Origin of the sequence: Streptococcus sp. S784/96/1 (assembly GCF_902729355.1) — a bacterium.
Classification (GTDB): domain Bacteria; phylum Bacillota; class Bacilli; order Lactobacillales; family Streptococcaceae; genus Streptococcus; species Streptococcus caledonicus.
The window spans coordinates 1-22,010 of record NZ_CACVCC010000014.1 but is presented as its reverse complement, the minus strand read 5'-3'; the positions used below and the strand labels follow the sequence as shown (position 1 = coordinate 22,010).

Genomic DNA, 22,010 nt, shown 5'->3' with positions numbered 1-22,010 from the left:
ATGAAAGGACAGGATTTACGGTTGGGAGTGCGTGCAGCCATCCCCACCATGTTGGGCTACCTATCCATAGGGATAGCTTTTGGTATCGTAGCGAGCGAAACGGGCTTGACTCCTATGGAGACATTATTGACCAGTCTTTTGATTTATTCAGGGTCAGGGCAGTTTGTGCTTTGCGCGCTTTTGTTGGCGAAGGCAGAGCTGTCTAGTATTGCCCTAACGGTATTTCTCACGAATCTTCGTCACTTTTTGATGAACTTGCACACGGCAACCTTGTTTCCTAAGGCGAGTTTATTACAGCAACTGCTGATTGGTTCCTTTATGACTGATGAAAGTTACAGTGTCCTGCTTGGGGCAGAGCTGAAAAATGGGTTAACCACAGTCAGTCCGATGTGGATGTACGGCAATAATTTTGCTAGCTATCTGGTTTGGTGTCTATCAACCGTTTTAGGAGCTGTTCTTGGGAATCTACTTCCTAATCCAGCAGTATTAGGAATTGATTTTGCTCTAATAGCTATGTTTGTAGCGATTTTTACAGGTCAGTTGACCAGTCTTGTCAATCGATTACCTTTTAAGAAAATTGGGGTGTTACTGGCTGTGGTTACAGTGACTTATTTGACATCGTCAATGGTGATAACAGGTTCTTTAGCAGTGCTGTTAGCAACGATTACGGCTTGTACAGTGGGGGTGATGATTGATGACTAATACCCATCTTTTATTAGCGATTGGCTTAGCAACTCTGGTGACTTGGGTTCCAAGGGTTCTCCCTTATGCTTTAGTGCGCGTGGTGACCTTACCAGATAAGCTCATCAAATTCTTTAATTATCTGCCGGTGTCCATTATTTTTGCTCTGCTATTGTCCAGTGTCTTCACGGTGGAAGTGGGGCGTTTGCCACAGGTCAAGTGGGCGGATCTGATAGCTGTCCTACCGACTTTTGCCATTATGTTACGCACTAAAAATGTTATGGTCACCGTAGTGGTCGGCTGTATCTGCATGGCAGTGCTGCGACTAGTGTTTTAGGAAAAAGGAGAAACGATGTTACATTTTGAAAATGACTACAACGAAGGCGTGCACCCTGAGTTATTAAAAGCCTTGATCGAAACGAATGACGAAAATTTGGCAGGTTATGGCATGGATAGCTACACCCAGCGTGCAGCTGACAAGATTCGTGAAACCTGCGTCTGTCCTCAGGCACAGATCCAGTTTGTGACAGGTGGGACGCAGACCAATCAATTGGTTATCAATAGTTTGCTCAAGTCTTACGAAGGGGTCATTGCTGCTGAGACAGGGCATGTTGCCACCCATGAAGCAGGTGCTATTGAATTTTCTGGACATAAGGTGTTGACTCTTCCGCACGATGCTGGTAAGTTGAAAGCAGATGATGTGGCACAGTATCTGGCGGATTTTTACGCTGATGGCAATCACGAGCATATGGTCTTTCCAGGCATGGTTTATATTTCTCATCCGACTGAGTATGGCACCCTCTATAACCATGAGGAGCTGGCTGCCTTGGCGGAGGTTTGCCGTTCTTATGATATTCCCTTATTTATGGACGGTGCACGCCTAGGTTATGCTTTGGGAAGTTCTTCGTCTGATTTGTCTTTGGAAACAATAGCAGAGCTCTGCGATGTTTTTTACATCGGTGGAACAAAACTTGGGGCCCTAGCTGGTGAAGCCATCGTTTTCACGAAAAATAATATGCCCAAACACTTCACAGCTATTGTGAAACAACACGGTGCTCTGGTGGCTAAAGGTCGTATTTTCGGTGTCCAATTTGACCGTTTCTTTACAGATAATCTCTATGAGAAAATTGGGCGAGAGGCAGTTGGCTATGCGGAACAACTCAAAACCATACTCAAAGAAAAATGTTATCGTTTCTATCTTGAAAGCCCGACCAATCAGCAGTTCTTAATCGTCGCAAATGACAAGCTAACAGAACTAGGTCAGTCAGTGGTTTACAGTTTCTGGGAAAAATATGATGACCAGCATACGGTGATTCGTCTGGCGACCAGCTGGTCAACGACGCAGGCTGACATAGATGCCCTTGCAGAAGTATTATAAGGAATGAAACAATGAAAAAAATGATGAAAAAGATTAGTTTGCTAGGTCTATCATTTATGCTAGTCACACCATTTGCGGTTTCCTCAGCCTTACCAGCTATGCTAACCTATTATCAGAAACAAGGCTACACTGTTTCACAAGTTGAACAACTGTTTTCACTATCTTCCTTGATGATTTTAGTCATATTATTACTGAATCCTATTTTGCGTCACATACCTGAGCGTATAGCGATTATACTAGGTTTGTTGCTAATCAGTTTTGGTGGTACTTTACCTGCTTTTAATCAAGATTATGGTGTCTTATTTATCTCACGTTTGGTTTTGGGGACTGGGGTGGGGCTCATCAATGCCCATGCCATTAATATCATTAGCCATCATTACCAAGGTGATGAAAAAACCAAAGTATTGGGGTTACGTGGTTCTTCAGAGGTGTTAGGATCAGCTAGCCTAACCCTATTAGCAGGGCAATTCCTCACTTTGGGATGGTCTAAGGCTTATCTGATTTATCTTTTTGGTCTGTTGATGTTAGCCATGTACCTTCTCTTTGTTCCTAAAATAGAGGAAGTTGTTGAAGAACCAGCGCAGGAAGTGAAAGAAAAACTAACTGGTAAACAATTAGTCTATCTTGTCAGTTTAGCTGCTTATGCAGGTTTTATTATCTTAGTTAATACCGCAAACATGCTACGCATCCCCCTAGTTGTTGAACAATTAGACATGGGAACAGCAACCCAGTCCAGCTTTATCCTCACCTTAATGATGCTGATGGGCATTCTTTCTGGTTTAGTCTTTAGTCAGATTATTCATGTTGTTAACAAATGGTTTTCATCGCTAGTTCCCCTTATCTTTGGTTTGGGAATGATCCTGCTTTGGCAAGCACACTCCCTATGGTTATTAGGAGTAGGTGCAGTCCTTACCGGTTTTGTTTATAGCCTAGGAGTTACTTTTGTTTTTCATAAGGTCTCCGAAAGCTTTTCCATTAACCAACTAGGCACAGCAACGACAATTGTACTTCTTGGGTGTAGTCTTGGAGGAGGTGGTGCAGCGTTTGCTCTACAAGCTGCGTCCACCATCAATACAGACATAACCTTTGCCTTCCTCTTGTTTGGTGTGTTAAATATCCTTCTAGGAAGTGGGTTGCTGGTTGCGATGTTAAGAAAAGGTACAATTTAGTAGAAATAATAATATCAAGAGGCTGGGACAAATCATCACGATGGCGGAGCCCACACCCACAAAACAATGACAACCAATAGGCAAAGCCCTCGCTAAGTGCTATACTCTTAGTGAGGGCTTTGTGGTTGATAACTTAATGATAAAATCTATCGAGGGACAAACTAATCAACTCTATCTACGAGAATCCCAAAATATCGCCTAAGAAGCATGAGTATAAAAATACGACTACTATTAGAGAGACAAGTCCTCATCATTAGTTAGGTGGAAATGACTATGGATATCATCTATACATCTTGTGCTGGCATTGATATTCACCAAGCTATGATAGCTGTCTGTATCTTACACGGCTCTCTCACTAGTACTCGTCCCAAACGTGAAGAGGCTCGCTTTGATACAACGACAGAAGGTTTACAACAATGTCATGATTTTCTCACATCTTTTCAAGTACAAGCTATTGGCATGGAAAGTACAGGAGTCTATTGGAAACCCGTTTGGCATACGCTCTGTCAAGACTTTGAGCTTATTTTAGCGAATCCAGCACATATGAAAGCCATCCCTGGTCAAAAAACAGATAAAAAAGATGCTTTCTGGATTGCCAAATTGACTCGTATCGGACTGCTCCCAAGAAGTTTTGTTCCTGACGAAAGGATTCAAGAATTACGAGAACTAACACGTCAACGGAAACATCAAGTTGAAACTCGTAATCGTGACGTGAACAGAATTCATAACATTCTTCAATCAGGAGGAATCAAATTAACAACTTACATTGAAGATATTATGGGCAGTTCTGGGCTGGGTTATGTCCAGGAAATCATGAGAGTGCTGGTAAAAAATGAAGTAGCCGAATAAGACATGGTAATGCTTACCTAAAAAAGTGCCTTTGTCAAGCTGTCTTTGCGGCTAGACGACAAAAAGGGAGTCCTATCAATTAACTTATTCTGAATTTTGCCAACAAAAAAGATTGTTAGAGACGAGCTAACAATCCAAAACTAAAAATTTTTCGCCTATATTGTAACATAGGGGAGGAAGTTTTGTACTTTTTTGAAGTTTTCGTATAAAAATATCTCAACATTCTCTTTTTGAGAGTAATAACAGATTGACGCAGTGGTTGATTGGAGGTCTGCAACTGGACACTTCTTTCATTTTCAAGCATCCACCTACAATAGTCCACTTGATTATTTTAGTACCACGCAATCGTTAGCGGCCATCCTATACGAATGTGATGAATGTCGTTCATCTTATTTCCAACCTCCAAAGGTCTCCCAGACCTTTGGAGCTGTGCGGAGGTGGGAGTGAAGGTGTCCAGTAGACAGTTTCAGCCTGAGCTTAGAAATCAGAGAGCGAAGGGAAGTCAAGACTTCAATATCATGACTTCTGACCCACTCTCTTTGATTGGTATTTATTTTTCCTAATGATTGTTTTGATTATTTGGCCAAATACTTGAGAGATTCCATGATTTTAGATTTATAGTACTATCAGAATATGCTTGATTTAAAAATAGATGAGTTTGGTTTTCTTGTGGGAAGATGCGGCTAGATGAAACACTTTCCCCATCGTTAATAAAAATTTCAATTGAACTTCTATCTAAAAATACTTGAAGTTTTAGGATACTAACTATATTATTAGAAAGCACGCGAGTTGTGCCATATTCTGTTGCTAAAGGTATGCCAGATTTTTCACGGTCTAAAATCAGCTGTTGTTTATTAAAATCACAAATCAATCTTGTATAGTATTGATGAGTTTCATCGGAAGCAAAATCAATATAAACGATGGATTGTGTATTTGTTTCTATTGTTATTTCAAATTCTACTCCAAATTGAAATTGCAATGATTTAGAGCTATTCTGTTCTAAATGAACTAGATAGGACTGTTCAGATTGGCGTAATACTTGAAGTTCAGAAATAGGTTGTTGAAGGAGTTTATTATCCTTTAAAAACAGCTCTCTAGGGATAGTTAGGCAACCACAGTAAGCGAATTCTTCGGTTGGATATTGTATTTCAGGGAGTCCCATCCATGCAAATAAAATTGTTCGATTATTATGTTGCATAACTTGTGCAGCGTAAAAATCAAATCCAGTATCTAATTCTTTGAAGTGACAGTCATTTGAAAAGTGTAAGTTATTTTTATTGATAACCTTACCAATTATATATCCAGTTTGATAAATATTATGATAAGCCTTTCCTTGAGGTTCGATTCCTTGGGGAGAGAATAATAGGATACCTGTCTGATTTATTTTAGAATAATTAGGACACCCGTGGTGCTAGTTGATTTTCAACGACAATAAAAAGCCCAAAAGGACTATACTGTAAGTGACAAAACAAACAGGAGGTAGTCCTAATGAGCCACTTACAGTATACCGCTAAATCCCATCATTTCCAATGGAATATCAAACAATTATCCCAAATCAGTTCCCAATTTTATCGTACCTACTGCCCCGATTCGTTGAAACATCGTCGCAATATCGGTTTAGCGAAAGTTTCAGATGAGTCTCTTCTTGTTTTATTACTACTTCAAGCTGAGTTAGGCATTACCTCTCAACGCCATTTTTATAGAATTTGTCAATTTTTCTTTGGTGGCAACTTACTAGAAAGAAGCCGATTTAACAGACGAACAAAACAATTGATTTGGTTGGTTCAACTCATTCGACATGCCTTGAGTGGGGCAATCTCGCCAGATACTATTGTGATTATGGACAGTTTTTCATTGCCGCTTTGCCAGCCTATTCGCAATCATAGAGCCAAGATTTTCAATGATGTCGCTGATATTGGGTATAATGCCGCTAAAAACCTTTGGTTCTATGGTTTTAAAGTCCATATGTTGGTCACTTTATCGGGGATTATTCTCAACTATGTTGTGGCACCAGACTCTGTTCACGACATTAAAGTCGTTGATGAATTCCTAAGAGCAAACTAGAAAATGAAGGATGGAATACTTTATATTTTGAAAATCATGATCGCCCGAGAATTGTATCAAGATGGGGAAATGATAAGGAGTATCGTTATGAAAGTGCCACAGCATTTGCAACTGTATTGCATGGATTAAAAGGCACCCCCTTTGTTTATCAGGGGGAAGAAATTGGTATGACAAATATCAAATTAGAGTTAAAAGAATATGATGATGTTGAGATTCAGAACAACTATCGTGAACTGGTTCAAAAGAATAAAACCATATCCCATGAAGATTTTATGAAGGCAGTATATCAAATCGGTAGAGACAATGCTAGGACTCCAATGCAATGGAATGATAGCACCAATGCTGGCTTTACTAAGAGTATACCTTGGTTTACAGTTAATCCAAGATATCAAGAGATTAATGCTGAAGCAGATTTATCCAGTGAAAAGTCTATTTATTCTTACTACCAACAATTGATTAAATTGCGTCATGAACATGAAATTATGGTAGAAGGTGATGTCCAAATGGTTTTAGAAGATGATGAGAATATATTTGCTTATACAAGGAGCTATAAAGGTCAAAGTTGGTTAATATTAGCAAATATGAGTGAAAAAATTATAAATTTGCCAGAACAAATTAGGGAATTATTGGTAGGAAATAACATGGTTTTATCTAATGTTAAATATACCGAGGAAGGAAACCTCTCTCCTTATCAAGCTATGATAGTAGATATCTCAAGAGTTTAATCAATAAAATTTCCCTATAAGTCAACTCAGCACAGTAATAACAATTGTCTTGCTAGGTTATAATTTAGGAGGTGGGGCGCAGTCTTTTCACTGCAAGCCATTTTTTATTAGTCCAAAAATCTCAGCTGCCTTTCTTATTTTAGGTGTCATAAGTGTGATTTTAGGAATGTTATTATTACCATAAGCAATGAAAAATCTTAGTTTTACACTAGGATTTTTTAGTTTCAATTATTTAATGATCAAGATTGTTGTTGCTATTTTTTGAAAAAAGAAAGTGAGTGTTCAGTAAAAGTCATTTCTTGCTAGCATAGGATTGATTTAAACGTTGCTGAATATTTCATTTTCTATCATGTAGTAGAGAAGGGGGAGACATTTCTTAGATAACCTTTGGAAAAAGTCTGTATTTTTGGTAAAATAGGAGTATCAAACCCTATAAGGAGTTCATTTGCAAGGAAGAATTATCAAGTCCTTGGCAGGTTTTTACTATGTTGAGGCGGACGGACAGGTTTATCAGACCCGAGCACGGGGAAATTTTCGTAAAAAAGGACAGACTCCCTATGTCGGAGATTTTATTGAATTTTCGGCTGAGGAAAATTCAGAAGGTTATGTTCTATCAATTGCTGAGCGTAAAAATAGTTTGGTAAGACCTCCCATTGTCAACATTGATCAGGCGGTTGTCATCATGAGTGCTAAGGAACCAGATTTCAACAGCAATCTACTAGACCGTTTCTTGGTGCTTTTAGAACATAAAAAGATTCGTCCTATTGTTTACATCTCTAAGTTGGATTTGCTACATAGCAGAGCAGAGATGGATGCTATTCGTGCTCACTATGAAGTGATTGGCTATGAGTTTTGTTATTCACAGGAAGAATTGCTGCCATACCTAACAGATAAGGTTACAGTCTTTATGGGACAAACAGGTGTTGGAAAGTCAACTTTGCTCAACAAAATTGCGCCAGAATTAGCTCTTGAAACGGGTGAGATTTCAGATAGTCTAGGGCGTGGGCGCCACACCACACGTGTTGTCAGTTTGTACAATGTTTATGGTGGTAAAGTTGCAGATACCCCAGGCTTTTCATCCTTAGACTACGAAGTCTCAACAGCAGAAGAATTGAATAGAGCCTTTCCAGAACTAAAAGACATCAGCCAAAGCTGTAAATTTCGCACCTGCACGCATACCCATGAACCCTCTTGTGCCGTAAAAGAAGCTCTTGAGGCTGGTCAGTTATGGCAAGTGCGTTATGATAACTATCTTCAATTCCTAAGTGAAATTGAAAACCGCCGTGAAGTTTATAAAAAAGTCATCAAAAGAAAGTAGGATTGTCATGTCAACTTATAAAATTGCCCCATCTATTCTTGCCGCAGACTATGCTAATTTTGCGAGTGAATTGCGCCGTATCGAAGAAACTAGCGCCGAATATGTTCATATTGATATCATGGATGGTCAATTTGTCCCAAATATCAGCTTTGGTGCAGATGTTGTGGCTAGTATGCGCAAACACAGCAAACTTGTTTTTGATGTGCACTTGATGGTGGTTAACCCTGAACGCTATGTGGATGCTTATGCTCATGCTGGGGTCGATATCATGACCATACATACAGAATCAACAATTCATATTCACGGTGCCCTTCAAAAAATCAAAGCAGCTGGTATGAAAGCTGGTGTTGTTATCAATCCAGGTACGCCTGTCGAAGCCCTTATTCCAGTACTTGACTTGGTGGATCAAGTTCTTATTATGACAGTCAATCCAGGTTTCGGTGGTCAAGCTTTTATTCCAGAGTGCCTAGATAAGGTTGCTGCGGTTGCGAAACTACGTCAGGAAAAAGGGTTGATCTTTGACATTGAAGTTGACGGCGGTGTAGACAACCAAACGATTAAAGCCTGTGCAGAAGCTGGTGCCAATATCTTCGTAGCGGGGTCTTACCTCTTCAAAGCTAGTGACCTTCCAGCCCAAGTCCAAACCTTGAGAGATGCTTTAGATGCCTAAAATTGCATTATTTTCAGGAGGCGACTTATCTGGCCTCCCATCTCTGACTCACTTTGACCTTTACGTTGGTGTTGATCGTGCTTGTCTCTTTCTTTTGGAAAATGAGCTTCCGCTGGATTGGGCAGTTGGGGATTTTGATTCAGTATCGGATACTGAGTTAGAAAGTATTAAAGGTGTCGCTCAAACAATAACCCAAGCTCCAACTGAAAAAGATGATACAGACACTGAGTTAGCTCTTAAACTGATATTTGAGAAATATCCTAATGCCGATGTAACTATTTTTGGTGCCTTTGGTGGGCGTATTGACCATTTTCTGTCTAATATTTTTTTACCATCAGAACCAGCTTTGGCTCGATTTATGAAGCAGATTCATCTACTGGATGTTCAAAATGAAATTGGTTACTTGCCAGCTGGGAAGCACAGCATTTTTCCAAAAAACGCCTATAAATATATCTCTTTTATGCTCGAAGGTCAGGGAGAATTGGTGATTACTGGGGCTAAGTATGAATTGAGCGCTAGTAACTTTTTCCCTAAAAAAATCTATAGTAGCAATGAGTTTACGAATAATCCTATAGAGGTGACGGTACCATCAGGTTACTTAATAGTCCTCTATACGCGTGACAGGAGTTAGCATGACACTTTTTTTACTTATTATAACCATCGCTAGCTTCTTGTTATCGCTGGTTTTATGGTTTAAAATAGCAGATCTGAAATCGAGTACGGCTAGACAATTAGATGAAAATGCGGATAATTTATCCGAGCAAATCTCCTACCAGTTGTCTGCTTTATCTAAGGAACAAGAGTTAGCAGTAGCCCAGCAGGTCAATCATCTACAGGCAAACCTTTATCATCAATTGACAGAATTACGAGATGTTCTACATGAAAACTTAACAGAAAGTCGTAATCGTTCTGACCAGCGCTTGGCTTTAATCAATCAGAATCTTACTCAGTCTGTCAAGGATTTACAGGTTTCTAATGAAGAACGTTTGGAACAAATGCGTCAAACGGTAGAAGAAAAGCTAGAAAAGACCTTGCAAACTCGTCTACAAGCTTCCTTTGAGACCGTTTCTAAACAATTGGAGTCTGTTAATCAAGGCTTGGGTGAGATGAAGACAGTTGCCCAAGATGTTGGAACCCTTAATAAAGTCCTCTCAAATACCAAGACGAGGGGGATTTTAGGCGAGCTTCAGCTGGGACAAATTATCGAAGATATTTTGACGGAAAGTCAGTATGAGAGAGAATTTGTGACAGTGTCAGGATCTACAGAACGTGTGGAATACGCAGTTAAACTACCAGGGACTAGTCAGGGAGATTACGTCTATCTGCCGATTGATTCGAAGTTTCCTTTGGAAGACTATTACCATTTAGAAGAGGCTTATGAGTTTGGTGATAAAGAGCAGGTTGAATTATATCGCAAGGCCTTGCTTGCTTCAATCAAACGCTTTGCCAAGGATATTCAAAACAAATACCTCAATCCACCTGAAACGACTAATTTTGGTATCATGTTTTTACCGACTGAAGGCCTATATTCGGAAGTGGTTAGAAATGCAGATTTCTTTGATAAACTTAGACGTGAGGAAAATATTGTTGTTGCGGGTCCCTCAACCTTATCAGCCTTGCTGAATTCCTTATCTGTTGGTTTTAAAACACTCAACATTCAGAAAAATGCAGATGATATCAGCAAGATTTTAGGAAATGTGAAATCTGAATTTGGCAAGTTTGCTGGACTGTTGGTCAAAGCACAGCGACAACTCAATACAGCCTCAAAAACAGTTGATAGTCTCTTGACGACACGAACTAATGCCATTATCAGAGCATTAAATACTGTTGAAACCTATCAAGATAGTGCAACACAAAGTCTCCTAAATTTACCTATTTCAGAAGAAGAGGATGATTTAGCTCTGTAAATATGAAAGCTGACCTAGGATGTAGCAATAGCTTTTTAAATAGGTCAGTCGTTAACATCGATTAGAAAGATACTTAGTCATGAAAATTAATCAAATGAAACAAGACCAGCTTTTTGAGGGATTTTATCTCATCAAATCAGCTGAAGTTAGAAAAACCCGTGCTGGTAAAGACTATATTGCTTTTACCTTCCAAGATGATAGTGGCGAAATCTCAGGAAATCTCTGGGATGCTCAACCTTATAATGTTGAAGAATTTGTCGCTGGTAAAGTTGTCTTTATGAAAGGGCGTCGAGAGGTTTATAACGGTACGCCTCAAGTCAATCAAATCACTCTTCGTAACACTAGGGATGGAGAACCTTCAGATCCTTCGGCTTACAAAGAAAAACCACCGGTAAAAGTCAGCGATGTGAAAGAGTATTTAGAACAAGTAATGTTTCGTATAGAAAATGCCACTTGGCAACGCATCGTTAGAAATCTCTATCGAAAATACGATAAGAAGTTCTACCTTTTCCCAGCAGCCAAAACTAATCACCACGCTTTTGAGACAGGGCTTGCCTACCATACAGCGACCATGGTACGTTTGGCGGATGCTATTGGAGATATCTACCCGGACCTTAATAAGAGTTTGCTCTTTGCTGGGATTATGCTCCATGATTTAGCTAAAGTCATTGAGTTATCTGGTCCCGATAATACGGAATACACCGTGCGAGGTAATTTGATTGGTCACATTGCATTGATTAATGAAGAAATTACTAAGGTAATCGCAGAGTTGGAAATCCCTGACACAAAAGAAGAAGTCACGATTCTACGCCATGTTATCCTTAGTCATCATGGGCAATTAGAGTATGGTAGTCCTGTCAGACCACGTGTGATGGAAGCAGAAATCATTCACATGATTGATAATATTGATGCTAATATGATGATGATGACGACAGCGCTCAGTCGAGTCTCTGAAGGAGAGATGACAAGTAAGATTTTTGCCATGGATAATCGCTCTTTTTATAAACCTAAATATTAAAATATACGAAAAAGCAAGCCTTTCTTATATGAAATGTTCGCTTTTTAAATATTTTGTGGTATAATAACGAGAAAGTAGACAAGAAAGAGGAGTTTATGAAATTACGTCGTAGCGAACGCATGGTAGTTATTTCTAACTATCTTATTAATAACCCATACATTTTGACAAGCCTTAATACCTTTGCTGAAAAATACGAGGCAGCGAAATCATCTATTTCTGAAGATATTTCTATCATTAAAAAAGCTTTTGAAGAAGCAGGGATTGGACAGATTGATACTGTTACAGGAGCCAGTGGTGGTGTGATTTTCACACCTGGTATTGCTGAAAGTGAAGCGCGTGCCATCGTAGAAGAGCTTTGTGAGAGCCTTTCTGAAAGCGATCGTATTCTTCCAGGAGGATACATCTATTTATCGGATCTTCTTAGTACACCATCTATTTTACAAAACGTTGGACGCATTATTGCTAATGCCTTTCGTGGAGAGAAGATTGATGCTGTTATGACTGTTGCGACCAAAGGGGTTCCTTTGGCAAATGCTGTCGCAAACGTCTTAAATGTTCCCTTTGTGATTGTTCGTCGTGACCTTAAAATTACGGAAGGATCAACCGTTTCGGTCAATTACGCCTCAGGTTCCAGTGATCGTATTGAAAAAATGTTTCTATCTAAGCGTAGTTTGAAACCAAATAGTCGTGTTCTTATCGTCGATGACTTCTTAAAAGGTGGAGGTACCATCACAGGTATGACAAGTCTTTTGAATGAGTTTGATTCAACCCTTGTTGGTGTTGCGGTTTTTGCAGATAATACGCAAGAAAAGCGTGAGAGCTTCGCTTATAAGTCACTTCTTAGCGTTTCTGAAATTGATGTTAAAAACAATAAAGTCACTGTTGAAGTCGGAAATATTTTTGATTAATAATAGTAAAAATACGTTCAAAGTACTTGCTTTGAACTTGTTTTTTTGTTATGATATTAAACGGTATTGTTTACCCCATTTGAAAGGCCCCGGAACCTTCAAATACCTTTGGTGGGATGGAACACCACCACCCGTAAACAAATAATCGAACTATATATAGGAGAAATCATGAATAAAACAACTTTTATGGCTAAACCAGGCCAAGTTGAACGTAAATGGTATGTAGTAGACGCTACTGATGTACCACTTGGACGTCTTTCTGCAGTAGTTGCTAGCGTACTTCGCGGAAAAAACAAACCAACTTTCACACCACATACTGATACAGGTGACTTCGTAATCGTTATCAACGCTGAAAAAGTTAAATTAACTGGCAAAAAAGCAACTGATAAAGTTTACTACACTCACTCACTTCACCCAGGTGGTTTGAAATCAATCACAGCTGGTGAATTGCGTTCTAAAAACGCTGTTCGCTTGATTGAAAAATCAGTTAAAGGCATGCTTCCACACAACACTCTTGGACGTGCACAAGGTATGAAATTGAAAGTCTTCGTTGGTGGTGAGCACACTCACACAGCACAACAACCAGAAGTACTTGATATCTCAGGACTTATCTAAGAGGAAAGGAGCATCTAAATAATGGCACAAGCACAATATGCAGGTACTGGCCGTCGTAAAAACGCTGTTGCACGCGTTCGTTTGGTTCCAGGTACTGGTAAAATCACTGTTAACAAAAAAGATGTAGAAGAGTACATCCCACACGCAGACCTTCGTCTTGTCATCAACCAACCATTCGCAGTTACTTCAACTGAAGGTTCATACGACGTTTTCGTTAATGTTGTAGGTGGTGGTTACGCAGGTCAATCAGGAGCTATCCGTCATGGTATCGCTCGTGCGCTTCTTCAAGTAGACCCAGACTTCCGCGATTCATTGAAACGCGCTGGCCTTCTTACACGTGACGCACGTATGGTTGAACGTAAAAAACCAGGTCTTAAGAAAGCTCGTAAAGCTAGCCAGTTCTCTAAACGTTAAGAACCCGCTACAATACAGCATTTACAACACTTCATGGTTGCCACCATGGGGTGTTTTTTGGTGCATTTTTTGAAGAATTGCCACCAAATTTCCACCAAATTGCCACCATTATTTTTTAAGGTTGCGATAGGCAATTTCTCCAACAGCCATTGGAACGACATTTGAAGTATTGACATAAGTCTTGGTTGTAAGGGTGTCGCTATGTGTTAGAGCCTCTGAAATGGCTTCTAGTGATGTTCCGGCTTGCTTAGCTAAAGTTGCTCCTGTGTGGCGTAACTTTTGCGGTGTAGCGTGTGTGAGTTCCTTGTGACGACGTTTAACTGACTTCATCTTATTATTAAGATAATCGGCATGTAAAGGACTATTCACATTGCTTTTCATATCAATATAGGTAAATACATATTGTTCATCAGATTGGATAATGCCAAATTTAGCCAATTCAACTTTTTGCTGTTTTTTCCATGATTTAAGCAACTCTGCTAATTCATTAGGAATGTGGAAAGTCGTCTTTTTGTTTCCTTTAGTTGATTTTGCATTTTTGTATTTATCCAAAGCTTGAACTAATTTAATTTCTTGTTGTTTAGTGTTGATATGTTTCCACTGTAAGGCATAACTTTCAGATTTTCTATCGCCCAGAAAGAAAGTGGTATAGAATAATACATAATCTTTAAATGATATTTTATCTGTTTCAAGGTCTTCTTCAAAGGCAGTAAACCAAGCCTGAAGTTCAGATTGTGAAAGATATAACTCTTCCTCGTTCTTGGCTTCTTGTAGCTTAATTTTTTTAGTAGCTTTGATACGTTTAATAGTCTTAGAAATGCGGTTGGTTTCGATATATTCCAGTTCTTCAGCCCAATCAAAGATAGAATTAACATAGCTTCTAAGCAGGCAGACCGGTATTTAGGGATGATCCGTCATGTCTGAACGTGTCAGAAATATTTTAAAGAAGTTTTATGTGACGGAATTGCAGAATGACGTACTTAATCAGTTAGTGGATGATACAGGCTTACAAACATTCTCTAATTATGCTCGTCGGATGCTTTTTAAGGATACGTCACTCTTTATTCAATTTGATGAATCTCAGTTTGATGAATTGATTTATTCTTTAAGGTGTATTCAAAATAATTTAAGGCAATTATCTAAAATTGCAGAGCAGTCTCAAGATAGTCAATCCTACAGAGCTATGGACTATAGCAGAAGGCTAGTTTCAAATTATGAAAAGCAGTTAACTCGTTATCACAAGAAAAAGAAACGGAAATTATTATCTAAGGGAGTTTAATGGATAAAAATAGAATTAGAAATGTTGTTAAACAAGTCTTTTTGTCTGAAGAAGAAAATCAAAAACTGTTAAAGCGAATGAAGCAAGATGGCTTTTCAAACTTTTCTCATTTTGCTAGAAAGCAGTTATTAAAATCTGATTTTGAAGTCTGGACAGTGAGCTTTCCAGAATATTTGTCGCTGACAGAAAGATTATTATTTGTTGGTAGAGCAATTAATAGCATCGCTAAAAGCGCAACACAGTTTGGAAAAATTTCCCAACATGATTTGATGGAATTAGGTCAGTTGATGGAGGAACTTGTAGAATTAGTAGAGAAACAAGTGAAGGAAGACAAGCAACGAATAGCTAAGAAGTGATAGTCTTCCAGGCATTTTGATAGAATAGTTTTTAAACCAAACAACAAAAACGCTGATGGTGGTCAGCGTTTTTATCATGTCGTCGTTAAAAATCCTTGTACGGACAATGTACGGTACCGTATCAAGTACGGTCATGTCCTTAAAATGTTAAAAGGTCTTTGCGAGCTCAGACAGTGTATACACACTATCGTAAAAATATAATCATCAGCAAAGGTCAGACTGACACTTTTTGACTGATGGTTCTATTTTATTTTGGGGAGAATCCCCAGCCCCCTTAGAAAAATTTTGAGGGTGGTATGAATCATTTTCTAAAATTTAATTGGTATTAGTATGATAATTTTTAATTAAACTTCTTAAAATATTTATCATTAAATAACTTTTGAAGGTTAATTTTGGGCTTTGGTTGAGCTTCTAGGATAGGAGGGAGTATCTTATCAAGGAGTTTTTGGGCTTCTAACTCTTTGGATTTACTAATATTCTTTTCTTGAAAGTTAAGATTTTTGATATGATAGAGAAACGAGCCATCCTTAACATCTAATATATAATTTTCTCTAACTTTTGCTGGATATAAATTAAACATATCTGTCATATAAGAAAGAATTAGTTGATTATCTACAAGAATAGCACCATTTCCATCAAGGTCATAGGATAATTTATCTGTGATAGGTCTCTCGATACTATCTAGATGAGTTAAAATTATTACCAATTCAGGATTAGTTCCCTCTTTTCGGGGTAACTGTTGTACATAATATCCAGCATAGTGAGATAGATTATAGGCAATGTAAAGTTTCCCCCCAAAAAAAAAGGATGAGGCAGGAAACCATTAGAATAAGTATGGTTAGTAGTTTTTTCATTTGCGTTTTCCTTTAAGAGTTTTTCAACACAATTTTTGTCCTTAGAAATTTTTTTGCCAGCATCTATCTTATCTTTTTAATCAAACTTCCCTTGATAAATTAGATTAAAAAGCCATTGGAGATTAAGTTTGGGGTCGGGTTGGATATCTAGAATAGGCCTAATAGCACGTACAATATAATTTTCAGCTTCTTTTTTACTTTTAGATGAAATAACATACTTAAAATTATCTATTTTCTCATCAAAAATTTGTATTTTTAGGAAGTGTCCTCTTTTATCAAAAAAATAATTTGGAGTAGAATAGGGATATCCATATATGAAGTTCAGCTCCCTCGGTATTGGTTACAGAATATTTTTCGTTGACAATTATTGTATTTACACCATCGTAACCATATTTTAAATCAGAGTTTTCAAGTTTTTCTAAATAATAGAGATTTTTGAGAGTAAAAATCAATTCAGGATTATTTCCTTTTTTATGTGGAAGGTGCTGAGCGTAGTAACTTGATTAGATAAGGAGATTAAACCAAATTTCACGATATCCCCATAGAGCTAATAATACTTTGGGAATAATTAACCATTTCTTTTTCATTTTATCTATACCTATTGATTTGAGTTGATGCTATTTCTTTTTAAGTATCGTTTTCCCCACACTTTAATGCCAGTCAATCCAGTAGTCATTAGAAAGGAGAGTAGAAAAATTTTGGCTACTTTATGTCCTTTATAGGTCCAATCAAAGAACCACTGTAAATTGATGATAGGTGTGGGGAGATTATCTAATAATTGGCTAGCGGTTTGATTAGCGGCTTGATAAACGGCACGTTTTTCCTCGTCAGAGAAGCTAGTTTGTTTGTCATCATCATAGCGATATGATTTTTCTTTAAGATTAAAATTATTATCAAAGAAGTAATATGTATATTCACCATTAGGTTTTAGTGGGTCGGTCATGTTAATTGAATATTTATAATCATAAAAATTACTTTGAGATAATATATAAGTATAATTTTCCCGAACTGTTTGATGTAGGTAGGTAATATTATTTGTACCATCAATATTGTAAAAGTATTTACCGTTTTTTACTTTAATTTCCATATCTGTATTGTCAATATGATAAAATAATTGATCGGTTAAAATAAATGGAATCCCTTTTTTAGGGGTATGATGAGAATTTTTAAAATAATAGACGGCATGTGTCTCTAAACGGTTGTAAATCCAAAATGATGATAGCATCCATATGATCGTAAAGATAACTAGTTGTTTGAATAGTTTTATTAATGACATGATTACCTTTTTATGTGGAAGGTGCTGAGCGTAGTAACTTGATTAGATAAGGAGATTAAACCAAATTTCACGATATCCCCCTAGAGCTAATAATACTTTGGGAATAATTAACCATTTCTTTTTCATTTTATCTATACCTATTGATTTGAGTTGATGCTATTCCTTTTTAAGTATCGTCTTCTCCACACTTTAATGCCAGTCAATCCAGTAGTCATTAGAAAGGAGAGTAGAAAAATTTTGGCTACTTTATGTCCTTTATAGGTCCAATCAAAGAGCCACTGTAAATTTATGATAGGTGTGGGGAGATTATCTAATAATTGGCTAGCAGTTTGATTAGCGGCTTGATAAACGGCATGTTTTTCTTCATCAGAGAAACTAGTTTGGTTGTTTTCATCATAGGGATAGGATTTTTCTTTAAGATTAAAGTTATTATCAAAGTAATAAAATACACTTTCACTATTAGGATTTAATGGGTCGTGCATATACATTGAATAGTTACAGCCATATAAATCATTTTGAGATATTATGTAGCTGTAATTTTCATTGCTTGTTAGATGAATGTAGGTAATACTATTTGCCCCGTCACTATTGTAATAGAATTCTTTGTCATCTGTCTTGCTTTCCATATAGTTATTATTGATATGATAAAATAATTGATCAACTAATACAAATGGAATTCCTTCTTTAGGGGTAAGGCGAGAATTTTTAAAGTAATAAACAGTATGTGTCTCTAAACGATTGTAAATCCAAAATGATGATAGCATCCATATGATTGTAAAGATAACTAGTTGTTTGAATAGTTTTATTAATGACATGATTACCTTCTTTTCTTAGGTCCTTTTTTAGGTTTAGGAGTAGCTTTGGGCTTAGGAGTAGCTTTAGGTTTAGCGGTATCTTTAGCTTTAGTAGCCGTTATTTTTTTCTTTTTACTTTTTTTCTTTTTTTCTTTTTAGGTAATAATTTAGAAAAGAAGCTTTTAACCAGATCAAATAAATGTTGATTAGCTTTAGCTTGTAATTGTGCTTTTTGCATTTCTGCTTCACCAATTTTAGTGAGGATCTCTTTTCCTTTAGAAAGAGTTTCTTTTCCCTTAAAAAGAGTCTTTATGGCAAGAGCGCCTACAGTGAAAGTGGCAAAACCGTCTAACCAGTTAGTATCTTTTTTAATATTTTTATGAGGGCTAATATTTTTGAAAGACTTATCAAGTTCTTTATTCCGATTCAATTTTTGACCATAATAATGTTTGATGCGGTCATCTAAATAAGTAATATTTTTATAATTAGAGTGTAATATCCAGGCATCTAGGTCAGTTGGTAAATCTTTATTATCCGTCCCAAAAGTAGTGAGTTTATCTCCAGTATATGAGTTTAGCCAAAAGAATATAGTTTTAGAATCAGGTTGAATCCTTGGTTCGGTATTTCCTGCTGTCATTATTGATTTTAAAAATTCTTTGTACCAAGCACTTTGGTAGGATGTTGCGATTGGCATTGCAAAATGTGCTAAATCAATGTAATAATAATTATTATCAGTAGCATTTGGTTTATTATCTGAAGATTTTTTAATTAATTCAACAAATTTTTCATAACCCGCTAGTTTTTTATATTCATCTGAATTAAAATCATTGACGGCTTTTTGTGCAATGTCATCGGCATAATTAACCCCAGCGATAGCGTTAGCAATGGCATGATTAATTTTATCAATATTTTTTGAACCATATTTTTTCTTGGCATGTTCTCTTACGTTTTTCAGATAGCCAAAGAATATATCTTGGTCGCTCTTACTCATCCCAGTATTGAGTTCCATATTAAAATATTGTTGAGCTTTTATGGGGTTTTTACTATATTTAATTTCTCTGAGTTCCTTCTCCATTAAAGAAGGAGTAGCGGCATGAGTCCATGGTTTGACCTGATGTGTAGTTTTACTAGTATCATTACTCTTTGTTGCTTGTGGAGTGTCAACTATACGTGAAACATTACGAGGAGAATAGTACTCTTGAACTGTATAGAGAGGGGTTATTGGATAATTTTGAACAGGATTAGGACGTAATGTTGTTATATTATTGGGATAAGTTATTGGTGCGGTTGTAGGTCAGAGTTGTTTTCTGTTTCATATTTCCTTTTTTTTGATATATTTGTTCAAAAATTATAACATACTTCCATTCAAACAATCTAATAAATTAATTTATAATATACGATGGATATCTATAGCAGATTTATAGGATAAAAAAACAAGTCGAATATATGACTTGTCGGTATATTTCTCAACTACATAAGCTCCGAAAACATGACTTTTTGATAACCCTTTGTAACCTTTAGGTGTAAATAATAGGATATATATGTTAATTTCTCTATATACCAGTCATAAAAGTCTTGATTTTATCCATATCTGTTAAAATACCTTCAAGTGACTTTGAAATGTCGCAAACTTTCTTACCTGCTTGGTAATAGGCCTCTATCATTACGAGTTCGTTTGTGGTAAGATGAGTGTAGGTCATTTATGTTAGTCCCTTTCAGACAAATGTGGTAGTTTATCTGAGACTAACATAGATGGCTTTTTCTGTCTAGCTTAATTTTACAATTTGGGATTAGTGGATGTTTTGAAAATTGAGAAAGATAAGCAATCGTTCTCTATCTCTTCTTGTTAATTTATCAATAACCTTAACATTTTCAAACTGATAATTTAGGCTGATACGTGTAATGGTATCAATCCGCGATGTTTTTTCAGATCAACTTCTAGCCAATCAATAATCTCAAAATATCTTGCTCTGATATACTTTGATTTGTTAGCGTATTGGCTTGTAATTTTAAAAGCAAAGATAAAGTTACCTTGGGATTTCAGTAATAGAACAGTCTCCGTTTAGCTCCACTTTTATCATGAAAACAACTGTTGCAAGAGCAACAGAAAAAGGGCTAAATGGATTCATGGCTATCCTCATATTCTAGGAAGTCTTCGTCTGATAAGTCATAGACGGATGGTATAGTGAAGACTAGGAAGTTGTTTTTACAATGTCCAACCTTGGGCTAACTACGAACATGATTTAGATTTAATATTCGTGAATAACATGTGTGTATGTAGAGCTGTTTGCACCCCGTACGCATGAAAATTTTCTCTACATCTATTTGTGCCCTGATATCAATTTTGAAAAGATAGCTTTTTAAATCAATCATCTGCTTAGCCTCTTTCTCCAAATAATTGGACTAAATAATCTTCCAAATGGACAGAAATATACCGTTGTTTGCGACGATAGCTGAGGTCTTTTTTAGGAAATACCATCACTTTTAAAAAATATAAGCACATTTTTCGGATAAGATTTAGGTTAAATGCTGCTCTTTTATCCAATGTCTGATGATGATCTTCACGATAAACAACGTCCAATAACCAGTGCAGACTTTCTACAGACCAATGACCTCGTACACTATTGGCAAATGTAGTGACATCTGGCTTAAAGTTAAAGATAAAATAACGATTCTCTTGACTCAGCTGACCATCCTTATCAATCGTATTACGAGTCATCCCAATACCACGTAATTTATGCCATTTAGGGTGATTTTGACACAACCATTTGATATCGAAAGATACCCAGTATTCTCTAACCTCAATCTGTCCCCTAGCTTTTTTCAACAGTCTGATAATACTCTCCCTTTTCTTGTAGCTCTTCCAACAAATTGACATCACTAAAATAAAGAGAAATATCATCATAAAGTGTCTCTTGATTTCCTTTGACGGCTAAGCAATAGTCTGCTTTACCTTTAATAATCGTATCAACGATATCCGTCTGCGTACCCATTGCGTCTATCGTTACTATGCTTTTACGGATATCAATCGTCCGCAATAATTGAGGAATGGCAACAATTTCATTACTTTTCTCCTCAACTGCCACCTGTCCCAAACTAAGATGATGACCTCCATCATAAGCCGTGACAATATAAACTGGATTCTGGTCTCGACCACGATGACCTCGAATCGTTTTGCTATCCACTGATATCAGTTGATAAACCGCATCTAAACTTGTCAATGATTGTTCAAATTGAACTTTAAGCTCTTGTAAACAATCTGGATTTACAAGACTAACCACACGCTCTAAGATATCATGAGATGGACAACCATTACTCAAATCAACGTAGGTCGCAAACAATGGTTCATTCATTTCAATAAAATTCCAGGTTTCAACGCCGGCTAACTGACAAACAGAGACAAGAAATAGAATGGTTGACAAGGGATAGCGAATTTTCCAAGGCTGGCGACTCTCCAATTCACCTGCGCAATCATCAATAGAAATAATAAAATCAATCATCGTAGGTACCTCATCTATAGTGTACTACTTTGAGTGATGTTGTCATTATGAATCTAGCTTTCTGAAAACAAAATTTTCCTCATGCGTTTGGCGTGGAGCGGTTTGAGAGTAAGTGTCTAGAGTTTCGGGAAACGTAAAATTGAATACCTTATAACCTAAGAGAACGAGAAATTCGTTCTCTTTTTTCGTTGTCTAAAACTAGTGAAAGGACACAAACAGATGTCAAATAACATTG

19 protein-coding genes and 5 pseudogenes are annotated in these 22,010 nt (G+C 37.1%); 17 read left to right on the top strand and 7 right to left on the bottom strand.

Translation table 11 applies throughout. From position 1 onward, the window contains the following. The 5 genes and pseudogenes from GZ996_RS06285 to GZ996_RS06265 form a co-directional block, all read left to right on the top strand. Positions 1 to 702: an AzlC family ABC transporter permease gene (locus GZ996_RS06285; protein ID WP_162011607.1), complete on the top strand. Its 702-nt coding sequence runs from the start codon at positions 1 to 3 to the stop codon at positions 700 to 702. After that, a complete protein-coding gene (locus tag GZ996_RS06280; protein WP_162011606.1) occupies positions 695 to 1,018 on the top strand; it encodes an AzlD domain-containing protein in 324 nt (107 codons plus the stop codon). The genes GZ996_RS06285 and GZ996_RS06280 overlap by 8 nt, the downstream gene beginning before the upstream one ends. Positions 1,019 to 1,033: 15 nt before the next feature. Next, positions 1,034 to 2,059, top strand: a complete 1,026-nt coding sequence (locus GZ996_RS06275) for a threonine aldolase family protein (protein ID WP_162011605.1) — start codon at positions 1,034 to 1,036, stop codon at positions 2,057 to 2,059. 11 nt (positions 2,060 to 2,070) lie between these two features. Beyond that, positions 2,071 to 3,228, top strand: a complete 1,158-nt coding sequence (locus GZ996_RS06270; protein ID WP_161980576.1) for an MFS transporter — start codon at positions 2,071 to 2,073, stop codon at positions 3,226 to 3,228. A 273-nt stretch (positions 3,229 to 3,501) separates the two neighbouring features. Beyond that, positions 3,502 to 4,154: pseudogene (locus GZ996_RS06265) on the top strand (IS110 family transposase); the annotation flags it as partial. Between the two features lie 482 nt (positions 4,155 to 4,636). On the opposite strand, the pseudogene GZ996_RS12140 reads toward GZ996_RS06265, so the two are convergent. Next, a pseudogene (locus GZ996_RS12140) lies at positions 4,637 to 5,467 on the bottom strand (glycoside hydrolase family 32 protein); the annotation flags it as partial. 98 nt (positions 5,468 to 5,565) lie between these two features. Between GZ996_RS12140 and GZ996_RS06255 the strand changes: the two are divergent. From GZ996_RS06255 to rpsI, 10 genes and pseudogenes are all read left to right on the top strand, one after another. After that, a pseudogene (locus GZ996_RS06255) lies at positions 5,566 to 6,129 on the top strand (IS982 family transposase); the annotation flags it as partial. Continuing rightward, complete coding sequence (locus GZ996_RS06250) at positions 6,123 to 6,866, top strand: alpha-amylase family glycosyl hydrolase (protein ID WP_162011628.1); 744 nt, start codon at positions 6,123 to 6,125, stop codon at positions 6,864 to 6,866. The pseudogene GZ996_RS06255 and the gene GZ996_RS06250, both read left to right, overlap by 7 nt. 445 nt (positions 6,867 to 7,311) lie before the next feature. Further along, positions 7,312 to 8,184 carry a ribosome small subunit-dependent GTPase A gene (rsgA, locus tag GZ996_RS06245; RefSeq protein WP_162011603.1) on the top strand — a complete coding sequence of 291 codons (873 nt, stop codon included), beginning with the start codon at positions 7,312 to 7,314 and terminating at the stop codon, positions 8,182 to 8,184. Between the two features lie 7 nt (positions 8,185 to 8,191). Next, on the top strand, positions 8,192 to 8,854 hold the full coding sequence (gene rpe / locus GZ996_RS06240; RefSeq protein ID WP_161979438.1) for a ribulose-phosphate 3-epimerase: 663 nt from the start codon (positions 8,192 to 8,194) through the stop codon (positions 8,852 to 8,854). Continuing rightward, positions 8,847 to 9,485, top strand: a complete 639-nt coding sequence (locus GZ996_RS06235) for a thiamine diphosphokinase (protein ID WP_161979437.1) — start codon at positions 8,847 to 8,849, stop codon at positions 9,483 to 9,485. Before rpe ends, GZ996_RS06235 begins: the two co-directional genes overlap by 8 nt. Position 9,486: 1 nt before the next feature. Continuing rightward, positions 9,487 to 10,761 (top strand): DNA recombination protein RmuC, encoded by a 1,275-nt coding sequence (gene rmuC, locus GZ996_RS06230; RefSeq protein ID WP_156807220.1) that lies wholly within the window; start codon positions 9,487 to 9,489, stop codon positions 10,759 to 10,761. Between the two features lie 79 nt (positions 10,762 to 10,840). Next, complete coding sequence (locus GZ996_RS06225; RefSeq protein WP_161979436.1) at positions 10,841 to 11,779, top strand: 3'-5' exoribonuclease YhaM family protein; 939 nt, start codon at positions 10,841 to 10,843, stop codon at positions 11,777 to 11,779. 95 nt (positions 11,780 to 11,874) lie between these two features. Then, positions 11,875 to 12,687, top strand: a complete 813-nt coding sequence (purR, locus tag GZ996_RS06220; RefSeq protein ID WP_156807218.1) for a pur operon repressor — start codon at positions 11,875 to 11,877, stop codon at positions 12,685 to 12,687. Positions 12,688 to 12,855: 168 nt separating this feature from the next. Then, a complete protein-coding gene (gene rplM, locus GZ996_RS06215; RefSeq protein ID WP_156807217.1) occupies positions 12,856 to 13,302 on the top strand; it encodes a 50S ribosomal protein L13 in 447 nt (148 codons plus the stop codon). 21 nt (positions 13,303 to 13,323) lie between these two features. Next, complete coding sequence (gene rpsI, locus GZ996_RS06210) at positions 13,324 to 13,716, top strand: 30S ribosomal protein S9 (protein ID WP_012516324.1); 393 nt, start codon at positions 13,324 to 13,326, stop codon at positions 13,714 to 13,716. Positions 13,717 to 13,824: 108 nt separating this feature from the next. Here the strand turns inward: rpsI and GZ996_RS06205 are convergent. Beyond that, positions 13,825 to 14,604: pseudogene (locus tag GZ996_RS06205) on the bottom strand (tyrosine-type recombinase/integrase); the annotation flags it as partial. 28 nt (positions 14,605 to 14,632) lie between these two features. Between GZ996_RS06205 and GZ996_RS06200 the strand changes: the two are divergent. Next, a complete protein-coding gene (locus tag GZ996_RS06200; protein ID WP_162011602.1) occupies positions 14,633 to 14,995 on the top strand; it encodes a transposase in 363 nt (120 codons plus the stop codon). After that, positions 14,995 to 15,351, top strand: coding sequence for a transposase (locus tag GZ996_RS06195; protein WP_161980067.1), 357 nt, complete (start codon positions 14,995 to 14,997; stop codon positions 15,349 to 15,351). Before GZ996_RS06200 ends, GZ996_RS06195 begins: the two co-directional genes overlap by 1 nt. A 340-nt stretch (positions 15,352 to 15,691) precedes the next feature. Here GZ996_RS06195 and GZ996_RS06190 read toward each other — a convergent pair whose 3' ends face one another. The 5 genes and pseudogenes from GZ996_RS06190 to GZ996_RS06165 all read right to left on the bottom strand — a co-directional run bounded on the left by GZ996_RS06190 (position 15,692) and on the right by GZ996_RS06165 (position 21,775). Next, positions 15,692 to 16,057, bottom strand: coding sequence for a hypothetical protein (locus GZ996_RS06190; protein WP_162011601.1), 366 nt, complete (start codon positions 16,055 to 16,057; stop codon positions 15,692 to 15,694). A 746-nt stretch (positions 16,058 to 16,803) separates the two neighbouring features. Beyond that, positions 16,804 to 17,430, bottom strand: a complete 627-nt coding sequence (locus GZ996_RS06185) for a hypothetical protein (RefSeq protein ID WP_162011600.1) — start codon at positions 17,428 to 17,430, stop codon at positions 16,804 to 16,806. A 188-nt stretch (positions 17,431 to 17,618) separates the two neighbouring features. Then, on the bottom strand, positions 17,619 to 18,245 hold the full coding sequence (locus GZ996_RS06180) for a hypothetical protein (protein WP_162011599.1): 627 nt from the start codon (positions 18,243 to 18,245) through the stop codon (positions 17,619 to 17,621). Between the two features lie 148 nt (positions 18,246 to 18,393). Further along, complete coding sequence (locus GZ996_RS06175) at positions 18,394 to 19,350, bottom strand: hypothetical protein (RefSeq protein WP_162011598.1); 957 nt, start codon at positions 19,348 to 19,350, stop codon at positions 18,394 to 18,396. Positions 19,351 to 20,652: 1,302 nt separating this feature from the next. Next, positions 20,653 to 21,775, bottom strand: a pseudogene (locus GZ996_RS06165) (ISAs1 family transposase). Between the last annotated feature and the right edge of the window lie 235 nt (positions 21,776 to 22,010).